Genomic DNA, 16135 nt, shown 5'->3' with positions numbered 1-16135 from the left:
CGCCACGCAGCGAAAAGCCCCGCTCGCCGAGCGGGGCTTTTTTCTTGCACAAGGCGTTATGGTGTTTCAACGGATGGCGTCGCCACTGGCTCGCTGGTTGGCGTGGCGAAGGGGTCGGGTGTTGGTGTGGGCGGTGGGGTGGGCGATGGTGCAATGGGCAAGAGTTCCGAAATGCCCAATGTTTCTTGCACATACGGGTAAATTTTGTCCCAACGTGGTTGGAGCACATCGCCCAAGCCTTCCAGTTTCAGGTCGTATACGAAGTTGGGCCCGATAATGCCGCGCCGGATATTCGCGGCGTCAATCTCGCTCCCCAAGCGCGCCAATGCAATCATCTCGTCAATCGTCATATCGGTTTCGATACTGCTGTAGACTGTGTTTGCCATTTGGTAGAGACGGCGCGGCGTGAGGCTCGTCAGGATGCCAAAACTGAGCACCTTATCGCGCACGGCCAGAATGACCTGTTGCTGACGCTCGGCGCGGTCAAAATCGCTCCCCGAATGGCGCGTGCGCGCGTAAATCAGCGCACGCTCGCCATCCATGTGTTGCAACCCCGGCTCGAACTCCACCCGCATGTACCCATAGTCCTCAGTGGGATAGTAGGGGTCAACAATGCGTTCGGGGACTTCAATGTCAATGCCGCCAATCAAGTCGATAATTTTGCGGAAGGCGTCGAAATCAACCACCACGTACCGATCAACAGTAATCCCAAAGTTGCGGCGAATGGTTTGTTTCACCAGCGCCGGCCCCCCACCGGGGTAGTCGTAGGCTTCGCCAAAGAAGAAAGCCGTGTTGATGCGATTCAGTTGCTCGCCAAAGCCGTAGTCGGGGATGGTGACGTACAAATCGCGCGGGATGGAGAGCATGGCGGCGCTTTTCGTCTGGGGGTCAATCCGCACCAAGATGATGGTATCACTGCGCCATGTGCGTTCGGCTTCATCCCGCTTGTCCACCCCTAAAACCAGGATGGTGAGCGGCTCTTGCAGGTCGGCAATCGAGAGTTGCTCGTTCTCTTCGCTCCCAAAAGAGATTGAGGGAAGCGAGATGGGACCGGCTGTTGTTCCTTGCCCTTGGGAAGATGAGGCGCCTGTGGCGACCGTCGCAAAAGGCAGGTTGGCTGTTGCAACGATGTGCCGTGCGGCTTTGTAGGTCAGGAATGTGGTAAAAAGCCCCGCGACAATAAAGAGCACCAGAAGCGAGGCCATAAAAATATCGAACCAGGGAAGTCCTTGATCCGATACGATTTTTCGTTGCGGTTGTTGAACACTTTTTTGCATAGGCGACCCGACTCGTGAGAGATTTCACAGCGCGAGAGTATAGCATACGCAAGGCGGAGCGCCAATCAATAAAGATGAAGGCGAACGGGGCGGGTTCGGCCAATTCTGAAAAAATTTTTGGCGATTTTGAAGGAAGGTGAGGAGATGATATTTGGTTTTTCGCTTTTCTCACTTATACTTCGCTGCCGCAAACCTGACAATATCATGTGGAGAGAACCCGCATGGCAAGCATTGGACAGCAATTACGAGAAGCGCGCGAAGCGCGAGGGCTTTCGCTCGAAGATGTCGCCGCTGAAACGCGCATTCGTTTGGAATATCTGGAAGCGATTGAGCAAGATAACTTTGCCGCGTTGCCGGATGACGTTGTGGCGCGCGGATTTGTGCGCAACTTTGCGCGTACAGTGGGGCTTGACCCAGAGGCGTTGATGGCGGCGTTGGGGGCTCCCAAAATTGAGGTGCTGACAGCCGAGCAGTTTAGCGTTGATCGTGAGATTGATGAGCCGCTTGCGCCCTCGCCTGTTCCGTGGGGGCGTTTGCTTTCCGCCGTGGGGCTTGTGATTGGGGTGTTGGCGGTGTTGGGCGCGCTGATGTGGTTCTACCCCCAGCGGAGCGAGTGGTTCGACCGTTTGGGGTTGGCTGGCTTGTTGGGAGCGGAAACCGTTGCTACGCCCACACCGACGCCGACCGTCCTGATTGCCGGCAGTGGCTCACAAGGGGGGGAAACCATCACCACACCGACCCCAACTCCCACACCGACGGCTACCCCTGTGCCCACCGCCACGCGCCCACCACGCACGCCAACCCCCACACCGGGCGAAGCCGAAGCCCCGCCCGTGGTGGATGGGCTGCAAGTGCGTGTGGTGGCTGAGCAGGATGTGTGGCTGTTGGTAGAAGTGGATGGTGAAAAGGTGTTCGAGGGGCTTTTGCAGTCCGGCGATACGCAGGAATGGGTGGGGCGTGAACGTCTGTTCTTGCGCACAGGGAACGCCGGCGGTACGCATGTCTTTGTCAATGGTGTGGATATTGGCGTGCTGGGCGAATCTGGTGAAGTATTGTCGCGTGAAATCTATCTCGATGCACAGAGCGGTATGCCCGTATTGGGCGAACCGCAACCCACCCCTGTACCGACGACGACGGGGTAAGGCAGAAGTGAGGCGTGTATGAAATATCATGTTGTCACCTTAGGATGCGCAAAAAACATTGCCGATAGTGAAGGCATTGGCACGTTGTTGCGGGCGGCGGGGTATGAACCCGGCACGCCCGATGAGGCTGATGTCCTGATTGTGAATACGTGTGGCTTTTTGCAAGCCGCGCGGCAAGAAAGTATTGAAACCCTGAACGCATTGGGCGAGCGGAAGAAGCCGGGGCAATTGCTCGTTGCCGCCGGCTGTTTGAGCGAGCGCTATGGCGCCGCACTTGCCGATGAAGTCCCGGCGCTGGATGGCATTATCGGCACACAACAATGGACACGCATTGCCGATTTCATCCAACAATTGCGTGAACGCGAAGAAGAAGCCCGCTGGCGCGCCTATGCGATGCCGCCGGATGCGCGCAACCATGTGGCCGATAGCGTCAGCCGCCGTGCGGAAGGGCATAGCGCCTATCTCAAAATCGCCGATGGATGCTCCGCCCCGTGCGCTTTCTGCACCATTCCCAGTTTCAAAGGTCCACAGCGTTCCAAGCGCCCAGGGACGGTGATTCGCGAAGCGCAGGAACTGGTGGCGCAAGGTGTGCAAGAAATTGTGCTGGTGGCGCAAGACCTGACAGCCTACGGGCGTGATTGGGGCGAAACCGACGGCTTGCCCACGTTGCTGGAACATTTGATGCAGGAAGTGGAAGGTGATGTCTGGTTCCGCCTGATGTATGCGTACCCGGGGCACGCCACGGAGCGCCTGATTGAGGTGATGGCACGCCATGAACGCATTTGCAACTACCTGGACATGCCTTTACAGCATGGCGACCCCAACGTGTTGAAGCGTATGCGCCGCCCGCACAAACTGGAGCGTATTTACCGCTTTTTCGAGCAGATGCGCGATGCGATGCCGGATGTGAGCCTGCGCACCACGTTCATTGTCGGCTACCCAGGGGAAACCGAAGAGGAATTCCAGAACTTGCTTGATTTCATGAGTGCGGTGCAATTCGACAAGGTGGGGGTCTTCACCTTCTCACCTGAACCGGGTACACCCGCCGCCGAATTGCCAGACCAGATTCCCGAAGAGGTGAAGCAAGAGCGTTGGGAGCGTGCCATGGCGCACCAGCAACCGATTGCGCTTGCGCGTCAGGAAGCGCAGTTGGGGCGCACGCTGGAGGTGGTGGTGGATGGGTACGACGCCGAAAACGGGTTGACGTTGGCGCGTTCCTATCGTGAGGCGCCCGAGGTGGATGGTTATGTGCTCGTGCGTGGGCAATATGACCCTGGCGAGCGGCTCACGGTGCGCATTACGGGGGCGATGCCTTACGATTTGGAAGGGCGCGTGGTGAAGCGTAAACCACGCCGCACTCCGCCACCGCATCCCGCCGCTATCAGCCTGGATGCGATCGGAGTGCGTGAATCCTGACCTGATGGTGTTGACGCCTGCCAGCCCCCGAACATGAACACGTTCGGGGGCTTCTGTTTTCGTAAGATTGACGCCGGCGAGCGGCTCTGAACGTGTGTATGCCTCTTGTCCTAGAATGATGAAAGGAGACGGTGATGTGGCACTATCTGGCTCTTGGTGTGGTGATGGCGTTGACCGTGGCATGTGCTCGCACACCGCCAGATGCTTCGCTGCCGTCGGCTACACAACCAGCGCAAGCAAACAGCGGTGTGGTGGCAACCCCTTCTTCCACGCCCGCTTTCGACCCGGAGGATATTCCACCCGGCGCAGCGCGCGAGTTTTCCACAGATTTTACCCGCCACAGCGTGCCGTATCGCGAAATCTTGTCGGGGGGACCGCCCAAAGACGGCATTCCAGCCATTGATGCGCCGCGCTATGTGAGTGTGAAGGCAGCCGACGAGTGGTTGCGCGACCGCGAGCCGGTGGTTTTGTTTGCCTTGAATGGTGATGCGCGCGCCTTCCCGCTTCAAATTCTGACCTGGCATGAAATCGTCAACACGGAAGTGGGCGGTGTACCGGTGACGGTGACATTTTGCCCATTGTGTAATACCGCCATTGTCTTCGACCGGCGGTATGGCGACCTTGTGCTTGATTTTGGAACAACCGGGCGTTTGCGGTACAGCAATCTCATCATGTATGACCGCCAAACGGAGAGTTGGTGGCAACAAGCCACGGGGGAAGCCATTGTGGGCACGTTGACGGGGGCGCAGTTGACGACCTATCCCGCGGCGATTGTGTCCTGGCAAGCCTTCAAGGAGGCGTATCCCGACGGCAACGTGCTCTCACGCGAAACGGGCTTCAACCGCGCCTATGGGCGAAACCCCTATGTTGGGTATGATGATATTGAAAGCCGCCCCTTCTTGTATGATGGACCAACCATTGATGGCCGCTTGCCGCCGATGGCGCGTGTGCTCACAGTGGCGGGCGAAAATGACGCAGTTGCGTTTCCTTATGATGTGTTAGCGGAGGTGCATGTCGCCAATGAAACCGTTGACGGCAAGCCCATTGTCGTCTTTTGGGCTGAGGGAACCGCTTCGGCGTTGGATGGGAATCTCATCGCTGAGAGCCGCGATGTCGGCGCGGCGTTAGCGTTTTCGCGTCTGCTCGATGGGCAGGTGCTGACGTTTTGGTGGGATGGGGAAGCGATTCGTGATGAGCAAACCAATTCACGGTGGTCGCCGTTGGGGCAAGCCGTTGAAGGGGCGTTGGCTGGTCGCCAGTTGGAGCCGGTTGTGAGCATCAATCATTTTTGGTTTTCGTGGGCGGCGTTTCGACCGGATACACGTCTGTTTTTGCCGTAAACCCACACATAAAAAGGGGAAAAGGATTGGTGCAATCAAGCGCCAATCCTTTTTTTATGGCGTCGGGGCATATTGTAATGTGTGTTGTAATGTTTACCTTTCATCATATCTCCTGTACCATGGGAGAACCACGCCCATTTTTTTCAACAGGTTGAATCTATGAAGAGGAACAACGGGGAACTGAGTCGCATTTTGGTCGTTGAAGATACCGATGACTTGCGCGCGTTGATGCGTATGCGCCTGGAACGCCGCGGGCATGAGGTATTGGAAGCGCGTAATGGTGCGGAAGCGCTACGCCTTCTTGCCACTGAGCCGGTCGATCTGGTGCTTCTGGACATTATGATGCCAGAAGTCAATGGCTTTGAAGTCTTAGAAACAATCAAAAATGATGTCTCCTTGCGTCATATTCCTGTGGTGGTGCTGTCCGCGTTGAATGATGCGGATAGCATTGTCAAATGTATTCGGATGGGCGCGGACGATTATTTGGTCAAGCCGTTCAAGTCGGTGTTTTTGTATGCGCGTATTGATAACTTGCTTGAACGCAAGCGCCTGCGCGACCGTGAACAGGCGGCGTTGCGGGCGTTGCGCGAGGAACAGGCGCGCACGGAACAGTTGTTGCACAGTATCTTCCCGCGGGCGATTGCCGAACGGTTGAAACAGGGGTTTACCGAAGGGGTGTTGGCAGACCAATTCGAGTCGGCCAGCATCTTGTTTGCTGACATTGTGAATTTTACCAGCCAGGCAGCACGGCTTTCGCCGCAAGAAGTGGTACAGTTTTTGGGGGAAATGTGGGGGCATTTTGAAGCACTGACCGCTTCTTTTGGCGCTGACAAAATCAAGACGGTAGGGGATGCGTTCATGGTGGCGGCGGGGGTGCCGGAACCATGCGATGACCATGCTGAGCGTCTGGTACGGTTGGCGTTTGCCATGCGCGATTCGGTGCGTGCATGGCGCTGGCCAGACGGTGCGCCTCTTCATCTGCGCATTGGCATCGCTACGGGACCAGTGGCGGCGGGGGTGTTGGGAACCAATCGCCTGCAATATGATGTGTGGGGTGATACGGTGAATCTGGCGAGCCGCTTACAGGAGCATGCCGAGCCGAACACTGTTCTGGTGGCGGAAGCAACATGGCAGGCGCTTCAACCGAAACTGGAGGGAGCGCCTCGCGAGGTGGAAATCAAGGGGAAAGGGCGCATGACCGCCTACGTTGTGCGTGGTCTGCGCGCTTTCAGTCCCCAGGCAAGTATCGAGGATCGTCAATAGGTATGAGTGTTTCTGGCTTGGCAAGTTTCCTTTTATTGAGCATGGCCGCACTGGTTGTGTTTGTGGTGTGGCGTGTGTGGTCACGCTTTCGCCAACCTACGCTGTATGACTTCCTTGTATTTGGGATTGGAACAGCGTGGTGGTGTACGTGGTATGCCATCGAAATCCTGGCGCCCTCGCTTGACATGAAATTGTTCGCGGCCAAAGCCCAGTATGTCGCGATCAGCATTACGCCTGTGGCGTGGGCGATTTTTGCGTATGATTACACGCGCCGGGGGCAACGGATGCCGCGGTGGGCGCGTTTGTTGTTTAGTTTTATTCCCTCGTTGACGCTGGTTTTTGTTTTCGGGTATCCCTTGTTGCGCCTTGTGTGGCAAGACCATTTTTTGAGCACCGAGGCGGTGGTGCCGGTCTTGCGTTTTCGGTATGGTCCGTGGTTTTGGGTGCATGTCGGCTTTTCGTACTTTTGCAACCTGTTCGGGGCGTATTACCTCGTGCGTTTTATGCTGCGCCAGGGGGATTTGTATCGCGGGCAAGCGTTGACCTTGTTGTTAGCCGTAGCGTTCCCTTGGGTCGGTAACTTGATTTACATAACGGGGACGAATCCCTTCCCTGGATTGGATTTGACGCCTTTTGCCTTTGGGGCGAGCGCATTGGCAGTGATGTGGGGGTTGTTTCGGTATCAACTGTTTGAAGTGACTCCAATAGCGCGCGAAGCCGTCATTCGTAATTCACCGACAGGTGTGCTCGTTCTTGACCTGGAAGGGCGTTTGATTGATATCAATCCTGCCGGGCGTGCCTTGACGGGATTGAAAAAAGATGAACACGTCCTTGGTCAACGGGCGATAGATGTGTTGCCTCATATGCGTGAGATTTTGGAACAAGCCATGCAATCTGAGACAACCCTGGAATGGCAGAAAAGTGTTGACGGTGAGCGTCGGTATATCGCTGTGCGGAGTTCTTTTTTGCGTGAGGCGTCCGGGCGCCATATCGGGTATGTGATTGTGTTGCATGATTCGACCGAAATACGGCGAGCGACATTGGAATTGGCGGCGGCGCGTGATGCCGCAGAGGCCGCCAACCGTGCCAAAAGTACGTTCCTGGCAAACATGAGCCACGAATTGCGCACACCGCTTACCGTTATTATTGGATATACAGAGATGCTCATAGAAGATATTGCGGCGGGTGAATACGATGCGTTAGAACCGTCCTTAGAACGTGTGCAAGCGGCTGGGCAGCATTTGCTCGATGTGATTGGCGAAATTTTGGACATGTCGAAAATCGAAGCCGGCAAGATGGAAATTGAATGCAGCTGGTTTGACGCGGATGAACTTGTTGAAACGGTCGTGTTGACGGTCCAACCTTTGATGGAGCGGCAAAACAATACTTTTCACTGGGAAATTGAGCGTCTTGGACAGATGTTCAGCGACCGCATCAAGGTGCGGCAAATCCTTTATAACGTTCTGAGCAACGCCGCCAAGTTTACCCAAAATGGCGAGGTTGTCTTTCATGCCAGAGTAGAGGTGGACGAACACGGGAACGAAATGATTGTGTTCCATGTGCGTGATACTGGCGTGGGTATTCCGCCCGATAAGCTTGAATCAATTTTTCGTCCCTTCGAGCAGGCGAACGGTTCACCCACACGTGGCATGGCTGGTACGGGGTTAGGCTTGCCAATTACGCGCCATTTTTGCGAATTATTGGGTGGTACAATTCACATAACGAGCGAGCCGAAAAGAGGAACGCATGTCTCTGTGTCCTTACCTCGTGTTACTTCGACAATGGAAGTCCTCGATGCCGAAGAAAATAGCGCCATTGTACGTTGATAGGGATAAGACAATGAAGCCACTGAATCATCTACACGTTAGGAGAGCGCAATGAACATTGCTGCTGTTGCTATTCTCATCTTATGGGGGATGGCAGCTGCAATCACTGCACTGGTGGTGCAGGTTTGGCACCGCTTTCGCCAGCCAGCCCTGCGAGGGTTTGTGTTGTTTGGGGGGGCAACAGTTTGGTGGTGTATCACGCATGCTCTGAGCTTGATGTTGCCCACGGCTGAGTTGAAATTGCTGGTGGTCAAGGTACAGTATCCGGCGATTGTGCTTGTACCGTTGGGTTGGCTCCTTTTTACGTATGAATACACCCAGCAAAAGCAATTCCCGCGTTGGGCGCTTGCTGTGTTGGGGGTTCTTCCAACGCTAACGGTGCTTTTCTTGTGGGGCTATCCAAGCATTCGCTTGGTCTGGCAATCTCATGAACTGGCAACCGACGGCATCGTCCCCGTTTTGCGCCCCACCTATGGACCATGGTTTTGGGTGCATGTCATCTATGCGTATGGGGCGCTTTTCGTTGGGGCGCTTTTCCTCTTGCGTTTTATGTTGAAGCAATCCCATCTCTATCGCGGGCAGATTGTAAGCCTGCTCTTGGCAATTTTCTTCCCATGGCTGGCCAGTATCGCCTATTTGTTGGGCAAGAATCCTCTGCCAGGTATTGATACGACACCCTATACATTTGGGCTCAGTGTGCTTGCATTGGTATGGGGGCTTTTTCGCTACCAATTGTTCCGTATTGTGCCGGTTGCGCGGGAAACGATTATTCGCAGCTCACCGACCGGGGTTGTTGTGCTTGACCTGGAAGGGCGTGTGATTGACATCAATCCGGTCGCTTTGCACATTTTGTGCGCCGCAGAAACGTCGGAGTACGACGTATTAGGGCGTTTGTACACGGAAGCGTTTTCACAAGAAATTGTTGAATCGTTGCAAACCTGCCTTGCCGAGCTGGGACGCCATGAAATGACGCGCCGTATTGGAGAAGAAGAGCGTTTTTATGAAGTTGAAAGCACACGCTTGCATGATGAAACAGGGCACCAATTGGGAACAATTTTGACCTTATATGATGTCACCGAAATACGGCGCACAGCGCTGGAACTGGCAGCGGCGCGGGACGCCGCCCAAGCCGCGAGCCATGCAAAGAGTATTTTTCTCGCCAACATGAGCCACGAATTGCGCACGCCGCTCACCGTGATTATCGGGTACACAGAGATGTTGCTGGAAGATATTGCCGCGGGGGAATATGAGTCGCTCATTCCATCATTAGAACGTATCCAGATTGCCGGGCGGCATTTGCTTGAAATCATCGGTGAAATTCTTGATATGTCCAAAATCGAAGCCGGCAAGATGCAAGTTGACCTGGATTGGTTCGATCTGCAATTGGTGTTGGATGAAGTGGTAGGCACAGTGCGCCCTCTAATGCGCGAGAATGAAAACACATTTGAGTATGTGAACCAGCTCCCGATAGGGACACGCATGTACAGTGACCGTGCCAAGGTGCGGCAAATTCTCTATAACTTGCTGAGCAATGCCGCCAAATTTACGCAGAATGGCACAGTGCGCCTGGAAATTTCCCTGACGCAACACCCCGAAAACAACCAGGAGTTGTTGCGTTTGCGGGTCAGTGATACCGGGGTAGGCATTCCCCCGGAAAAACTTGAATCAATCTTTCGCCCATTTGAACAAGCAGATAATTCGCCAACACGCGCATTTGGTGGCACGGGCTTAGGACTTCCGATTACACGGCACTTTTGTGAATTGCTGGGGGGGAGCATTCATGTGTTGAGTGAACCAGGTAAGGGAAGCGCCTTTACAGTGGTGTTGCCGCTTATTGTGCCTCAACGGAAGAATGATGCAATGAACCAGGAGGGGCAGGCGTCGCCGCAAGTCGTAGAAGAGGGGGATAACAGTGCTTACTAGAGATCAAGATCGCCGCAAATATGATGATGATATTCATATTGCGCCGGCAACGATTCGGCGCGCCCTGGATGAGCGGGTATTACTCACTTTGCCGGTGGTTGGCGTTGGGCTGGCGCTGTTATACTTGATTTTGGGGATTGGGCATGTTTTCGTCCTGCCGCCCGACGTCAAACGCATTATGGCGCCTATCGCGTTTGGCTCTGTCCTGTTGTTGCTGGGCATGGCGTGGTGGGTGCGTGCTCGTCTTCCTGCGCTTGACCCACGCTGGGCGCACCCTTTGGCGTTTGGGGTTGCCATGCTGGTATGGCTCAACTCGTGGGTTCATTTGTATTTGTTGAATGACCAGCCCCAACTCACGACGAATTTGGCGATTCTCATCATCGGTGTAGGGGTTTTCTATCTTTCATGGCGCTGGTTTTGGGCGACAGTGGCCTTTGTCTGGATTTCCTGGCTGGCTTTGGCTCTTCCAGCGGGCATGCAACCACCCTGGGATCACTTCTTCTTTATGATGATTGAAGCTACGTTTGTGGGGGCGATTATTCAGTGGATTCGCCTGCGGCAATCCTATTCATTGGAGTATATGCACCTGCGTGACCAAGAGCGCAAGGCGCAGCTGCGTGCGGCCTTGGCGGCTGCTGAAGTTGCCAATCAGGCGAAAAGCGCTTTTTTGGCGAATATGAGCCATGAGTTGCGCACGCCGCTGACGGCGATTTTGGGGTATGCGGAGATGCTTTTGGAAGAGCCGCATATTCAGCAAGATGGTATTATTGCTCCGGCCTTGCGGCGTATTCGGCGTGCTGCACATGAATTGTTGCAAATGGTGAGTGATGTGTTGTTGCTCGCCAATACCGGCGCCGATGCCGACGCCCTTTCATTGAGCCGTTTTGACCTGTGTGCCCTCGTTGCTGGTGAGGTTGAGCGCCAGATGCCGCGTGCACAACGACGTGCGAATGACGTGCAAATGCAATGTGATACGCCGATTGAAATACTCAGCGACCATGAAAAGGTGAGCGTGATTGTGCGCCAGCTTGTGAGCAATGCGATCAAGTTTACACGCAATGGGCGCATTACAATTTCGATCGAGCAAACGGAGGTTGAAGGGGAACCGTCTGTCTTGTTCCGCGTGCGTGATACAGGTATCGGCATTGCGCCGGAGCATATGGAGCGCATTTTACAACCGTTTATGCAGGCGCAAGACGTTTGGAGGCGTGAAGAAGGCGGCATGGGGATCGGATTGACGATCGTCAAAACGTTCTGCGATATGCTTGGCGCTACTTTCTCTATTGAGAGTACACCTGGCGAGGGAACGATTGTAACGGTTCTTTTCCCGCAACATGGACCGCCGCATGTGCGCGCGAATACCCAACAGATGCAGGCCAGAGAGGAGACGGCACATGCATAACCAAACAGAAACAACACAAACAACATTGCCTGTGCGTATGGAAACACTTGAACGCTGGGCTGTGCGTTTGATGCGTGTACCCCTCATCGGTGATGTTGGGCTGATTGACGCTTTGCTCCTTCTTAGCAGTTTTTTAACGTGGGCGCTGCATGATGAATTCGAGTTCTGGTTGTACTTGATTTATGCCTGGTTGGGGATTGGGGCTTTCTTCTGGACATGGCGCTCATTCGCGGTGCGAGGTCTCTTCTGGGTGCTGATTTCGTTTGTATTGATGATGCAAAAAATCAGCATTGGTGAGATGTCGGCTGATGCGTTTATCGAGCGCCCACCATTGCTCCTCTTGTTGGTTTCTATTTTCGTCCTGGCACGCTGGCGCGACCAAAATGCGGCGCAATTAGAAGCGACGAACCGTGAATTGGCACAGCGTGTGGCGGAACTCGTTAAGATTTCCAGCGACCTCGAAGAATCACAAGCCCAATTACGTCAAATGGCTGAGGCGCGTGCGACGTTTTTGGCGCATTTTAGCCATGAACTGCGCACGCCATTGAGCGCCATGTTGGGATATCTTGAATATCTGTTGGAAGATGCCACGCTCGCCTCTGATGGTGAAGTCGCTGATATTTTGCGCAAGACGTACAATGCCGGACAGCATATGCTAAATCTCGTCAACGAAACTCTGGACCTGGCACGCATTGATGCCGCAGAAGTAGACATCCATGTGGCAGCGTTTGACCTGAAAAAAGAAATACAAACAGTGGTTGAAACGATCCGGCCGTTGGTGGCACGAAACAACAACACATTGACGGTTGAGGTCCCGCAGCACCTGCCCAAAATGGAAAATGACCCGGTAAAAGTGCGACAAATTTTGTATAACTTGCTGAGCAATGCCGCCAAATTCACGCAAAATGGCGCGATTCATCTTTCTGCGAAAGTTGAATCGCACGACGGTAAAGAGTGGCTTACTCTCACGGTGCGCGACACGGGAATTGGCATGAGCGAAGAGGATTTGCAAATGCTCTTTGTCCCCTTTACGCGGCTCACATCTGCTCGTGAGATGCGTGGCACAGGTTTGGGTATGCCCTTGACTCAACGTCTCGTCAATCTGTTGGGGGGGGATATTCGTGTGCAAAGCGCACCAGGGCAAGGGACAACGTTTTTTGTGCGCTTGCCGATGGTGTATGAGGGGGGGAAATAATGCAAGAGAATGTCTTGCTTCCACTTGCAATGGCGTTTTTGCTCTTCATTGCCGGCATCCCATTGTGGGGTGAACGGAATGGACAAGCAGGGCGTTTCTTTGCGATTGCTTTATTTGGGCGTGCTGCCGCCTTTTTGGGGGCTGTGTTGGGCGTATGGGCCGCCGGTACGTTTTTCGAGCGTGTGGGAGTACTGCTGTTTGGTGCCGGCATTGCTGTGAGTGGGGTCTTTTTAGTCGCATTTGCCACTTCCTATGTCGGGCGTTTTCGGCCGGGGGCTTCCAGGCGCTTGCCTTTGTATTTTCTCCCGTATGCCGTGTGGGTGTGGGCAATCCGGGACATGCCGGCGCAAACGCTCTGGCAGCCAAGCCCCCTCCTTTCACTCCGTTTAGCCCTACCGCTGCCGTTGGTCGCTTTCTCACTCGTGTATGTCATTTTGCCGACGTTGGCGGCGGCAGCGCTACTCGCACCGCCACTTTGGCGGCGTGTTTCACAAGCGCGTTGGCGGCTGTTTTCATTGGGCATGCTTCTGGTTCTCACCTTCCTTTCAATGCCTATGGCGGCGCGCTTTGGCATATTGGCATCCAATACGATTCAATCACTGGCGTATTTATTGGTGGCCGTCGCCTTCTTTGTTCTTGATCGGCGCATAACGACTTTTGCCGCTGAGTTCGTTCTCGATAACTTGCCCAACCCGGTCCTCATTTTGAACGCCAAAAACGAAATTGTTGAGGTAAACCCGGCTGTGGTTCGTGGGTTGGGAATGCCTTTAGGCGAGATCTTGGGGCGTCCCATCGAGGAGGTCTGCCCGACGCTTGCAGAAGTGCTTGAATTGGGCATTACAGTCGAAACTCGCTTTGAGATGAAAGAGCGGCTATGGGCGGCAAATGAATCGGTCTTGCCCTCACCATTTGGGAATGAAGAGTGGCGTGCCTTGATTCTGACGGATGTGACGCATTCCCGGCGGATGCAAGAAGCGCTGGAACGTGCTCAACGTGAAATGGAGCGCTTGCAAAAACAGTGGGAGACAGTGATTAATGAACTCCCGCAGGTTATCGCGTTGCTCGATGAGTGTGGCTGTGTGATTCGCGCCAACCAAACATTGACGGAGTGGACAGGGCACGCCTGCCCAAGTGGGACTGCGCTTCATACGGCACTCCACCCGCAATGCACCGCTTCTGTTTGCTATGTAGAAGCCCTGTGGCGTGACGCTCAAAAATCATTGGCCGCCGGGAATTATTGGGAATACGAAGTGCAGGACGAGATACTCAATCGCCGCTTGCTCTATCGGTTTATGAGCGTTTCCGCCCCTACAGATGAACCCATTTTTGCACTGTTGATTGAAGATGTCACAGAGCGGTATCTCTATGAAGAAGAGTTGCGCCGTGCACGGGATGAAGCTGAAGCAGCAAACCGTGCAAAAAGCGCCTTTTTGGCCAATATGAGCCATGAACTCCGCACACCCCTCAACGCGATTATTGGATACAGCGAGCTGTTGTATGAAGACGCCATAGATGCCGGCGATAAAGATATGGCGAGTGACTTGAAGAAGATACATAGCGCCGGACGCCATTTGTTGACTTTGATCAACGATGTGCTCGACATTTCCAAGATTGAGGCTGGGCGCATGCAGGTTTCGCTTGAAGAGGTGGCGATACGCGATGTAATTGATTCGGTCGTGTATACTGTCAGTGGCTTGATTGAGCAGAATGGCAATACATTTGAGTGTGTCGTGGATGAAAATGTGGGCGTGATACGCACTGATGCCACAAAATTGCGCCAGATTTTGCTGAATTTGTTAGGCAATGCGGCCAAATTTACCGAACAAGGGAAAGTGGCGTTACGCATTTGGCGTGAGCGAGGGAAGCCCAACGACGAAATTGTGTTTGAAATCAGTGATACGGGGATTGGTATTCCCGAAGAGAAATTGCCGACGCTGTTCCAGCCGTTTACTCAGGTGGACCCCAGCCCAACGCGCAAGTATGGAGGAACCGGCTTGGGGCTGGCGATTACCAAAGCGTATGTGGATATGCTTGGTGGAACGATTGAAGTGCAAAGTGAGGTGGGTAAAGGGACAACATTCCTTGTACGGTTGCCTGTTGTTTCGACCTTGGTAGAAGAAGCATTGACGCTGCCAGAGACCCTCGAAGATGATACGAATGTGTTGCCGGTGATTCATCCCGACATGCCGGTTGTGCTGGTAATTGATGATGATCGCAAGGCGCGTGAATTGATGGCGCGTGTGCTGCGTAAAGAAGGGTTTGCGGTTGTTGAAGCGGCAAGCGGCGCAGCCGGTATTCGCCTGGCACAAGAAATTGTGCCGGATGTCATTGTGCTCGATGTCTTCATGCCGGAAACGGACGGATGGATGGTGTTGCAGTCGCTCAAACAGGATCGAACAACCGCCGATATTCCTGTCATTTTGTGTACAGTGGCGACTGAGCGGGAACTTGCCCTGGCGCTTGGTGCGGCTGAATTCATCCAAAAGCCGGTGGAATACGAAGAACTGGCGCGCCGTGTTCGCTATTATGTGGGCAAAAGTCAGGGCGAAGATGGCGGCGCGCCGCGCGTGTTGGTCGTGGAAGATGATGCCTCAATGCGTGAGTTATTGGTGCGCTTGTTGGGACGCATGGATATTCGGGCTGATGAAGCCCAAAATGGGCGTGAAGCCCTGGAGTATGTGCGTGCGCATCCTCCTGTGCTGATCCTTTTGGACTTGATGATGCCTGAGATGGATGGCTTTGAATTCTTGAAGCATCTTCGTGCAGACCCAGGCTTAGCAGGCATTCCCGTTATCGTGGTCACTGCGCGTGACCTTTCGCCGGCGGAGCGCGAACAACTGCGTCGCTCGACGCAAGAAATCATCCAAAAAGGCGCCTTTGATCGCTCTCAGTTTCTAAACATTGTGCATCATGCTTTGCAGTCATCAACTGCCCGAACTGCCGAACAATCAGAAGAGGAGCGGGAAGAATGACCCGAATATTGCTTGTGGAAGATAACGAATTGAACCGCGATATGCTGGCACGCCGACTGAAACGACGCGGCTTTGAGGTGTTCACCGCGGTGGATGGCGAAGAAGCCCTCGCACTCGTGCGCAGTGAGATGCCTGATATTGTGCTCATGGATATGAGCTTGCCCAAAATGGACGGTTGGACCGCAACCAAACACATCAAGACAGATCCGCAGACGGCGCATATTCCGGTGTTGGCGTTGACAGCGCATGCCATGATTGGCGACCGCGAGCGCGCTTTAGAGGTCGGCTGTGATGAATATGAAACCAAACCCGTCGATTTTCAGCGGCTTTTGCAGAAAATAGAGATGCTCTTGCAGAAGAACCGTTCATAAGACGCACA

At 54.2% G+C, this 16135-nt stretch carries 11 protein-coding genes and 1 pseudogene; 11 read left to right on the top strand and 1 reads right to left on the bottom strand.

The genetic code is table 11. The features are described from left to right. Nucleotides 1–56 precede the first annotated feature (56 nt). The gene (locus SE16_RS07590) at nt 57–1205 is read right to left on the bottom strand and encodes an LCP family protein (RefSeq protein ID WP_161804521.1); all 1149 of its coding nucleotides are present in this window, start codon (nt 1203–1205) and stop codon (nt 57–59) included. A gap of 293 nt (nt 1206–1498) precedes the next feature. On the opposite strand from SE16_RS07590, the pseudogene SE16_RS16720 reads away from it, so the two are divergent. The 11 genes and pseudogenes from SE16_RS16720 to SE16_RS07540 all read left to right on the top strand — a co-directional run. After that, a pseudogene (locus SE16_RS16720) lies at nt 1499–1699 on the top strand (helix-turn-helix domain-containing protein); the annotation flags it as partial. 3 nt (nt 1700–1702) lie between these two features. Beyond that, entirely contained in the window at nt 1703–2419 is a 717-nt protein-coding gene (locus tag SE16_RS07585) for a DUF4115 domain-containing protein (RefSeq protein WP_407922988.1), read from the top strand. An 18-nt stretch (nt 2420–2437) separates the two neighbouring features. Next, the gene (gene rimO / locus SE16_RS07580; protein WP_082373719.1) at nt 2438–3835 is read left to right on the top strand and encodes a 30S ribosomal protein S12 methylthiotransferase RimO; all 1398 of its coding nucleotides are present in this window, start codon (nt 2438–2440) and stop codon (nt 3833–3835) included. A 134-nt stretch (nt 3836–3969) separates the two neighbouring features. Continuing rightward, nucleotides 3970–5175: a DUF3179 domain-containing protein gene (locus tag SE16_RS07575; RefSeq protein ID WP_200907145.1), complete on the top strand. Its 1206-nt coding sequence runs from the start codon at nt 3970–3972 to the stop codon at nt 5173–5175. Nucleotides 5176–5334: 159 nt separating this feature from the next. Next, a complete protein-coding gene (locus SE16_RS07570; protein ID WP_054491584.1) occupies nt 5335–6438 on the top strand; it encodes an adenylate/guanylate cyclase domain-containing protein in 1104 nt (367 codons plus the stop codon). A 2-nt stretch (nt 6439–6440) separates the two neighbouring features. After that, nucleotides 6441–8264 carry a sensor histidine kinase gene (locus SE16_RS07565; protein WP_054491585.1) on the top strand — a complete coding sequence of 608 codons (1824 nt, stop codon included), beginning with the start codon at nt 6441–6443 and terminating at the stop codon, nt 8262–8264. 51 nt (nt 8265–8315) lie between these two features. Then, entirely contained in the window at nt 8316–10187 is a 1872-nt protein-coding gene (locus tag SE16_RS07560; RefSeq protein WP_054491586.1) for a histidine kinase N-terminal 7TM domain-containing protein, read from the top strand. Further along, nucleotides 10177–11589, top strand: a complete 1413-nt coding sequence (locus tag SE16_RS07555; RefSeq protein WP_054491587.1) for a sensor histidine kinase — start codon at nt 10177–10179, stop codon at nt 11587–11589. Before SE16_RS07560 ends, SE16_RS07555 begins: the two co-directional genes overlap by 11 nt. Next, on the top strand, nt 11582–12784 hold the full coding sequence (locus SE16_RS07550) for a sensor histidine kinase (RefSeq protein WP_054491588.1): 1203 nt from the start codon (nt 11582–11584) through the stop codon (nt 12782–12784). The genes SE16_RS07555 and SE16_RS07550 overlap by 8 nt, the downstream gene beginning before the upstream one ends. After that, the gene (locus tag SE16_RS07545; RefSeq protein WP_054491589.1) at nt 12784–15756 is read left to right on the top strand and encodes a hybrid sensor histidine kinase/response regulator; all 2973 of its coding nucleotides are present in this window, start codon (nt 12784–12786) and stop codon (nt 15754–15756) included. The genes SE16_RS07550 and SE16_RS07545 overlap by 1 nt, the downstream gene beginning before the upstream one ends. Next, entirely contained in the window at nt 15753–16127 is a 375-nt protein-coding gene (locus SE16_RS07540) for a response regulator (protein WP_054491590.1), read from the top strand. Before SE16_RS07545 ends, SE16_RS07540 begins: the two co-directional genes overlap by 4 nt. The last annotated feature ends 8 nt before the right edge of the window (nt 16128–16135 follow it).

The sequence above is a fragment of the Ardenticatena maritima genome, from assembly GCF_001306175.1.
Lineage (GTDB): Bacteria > Chloroflexota > Anaerolineae > Ardenticatenales > Ardenticatenaceae > Ardenticatena > Ardenticatena maritima.
The sequence above is the reverse complement of the archived record's forward strand: the minus strand, read 5'-3'. Positions and strand labels throughout refer to the sequence as shown.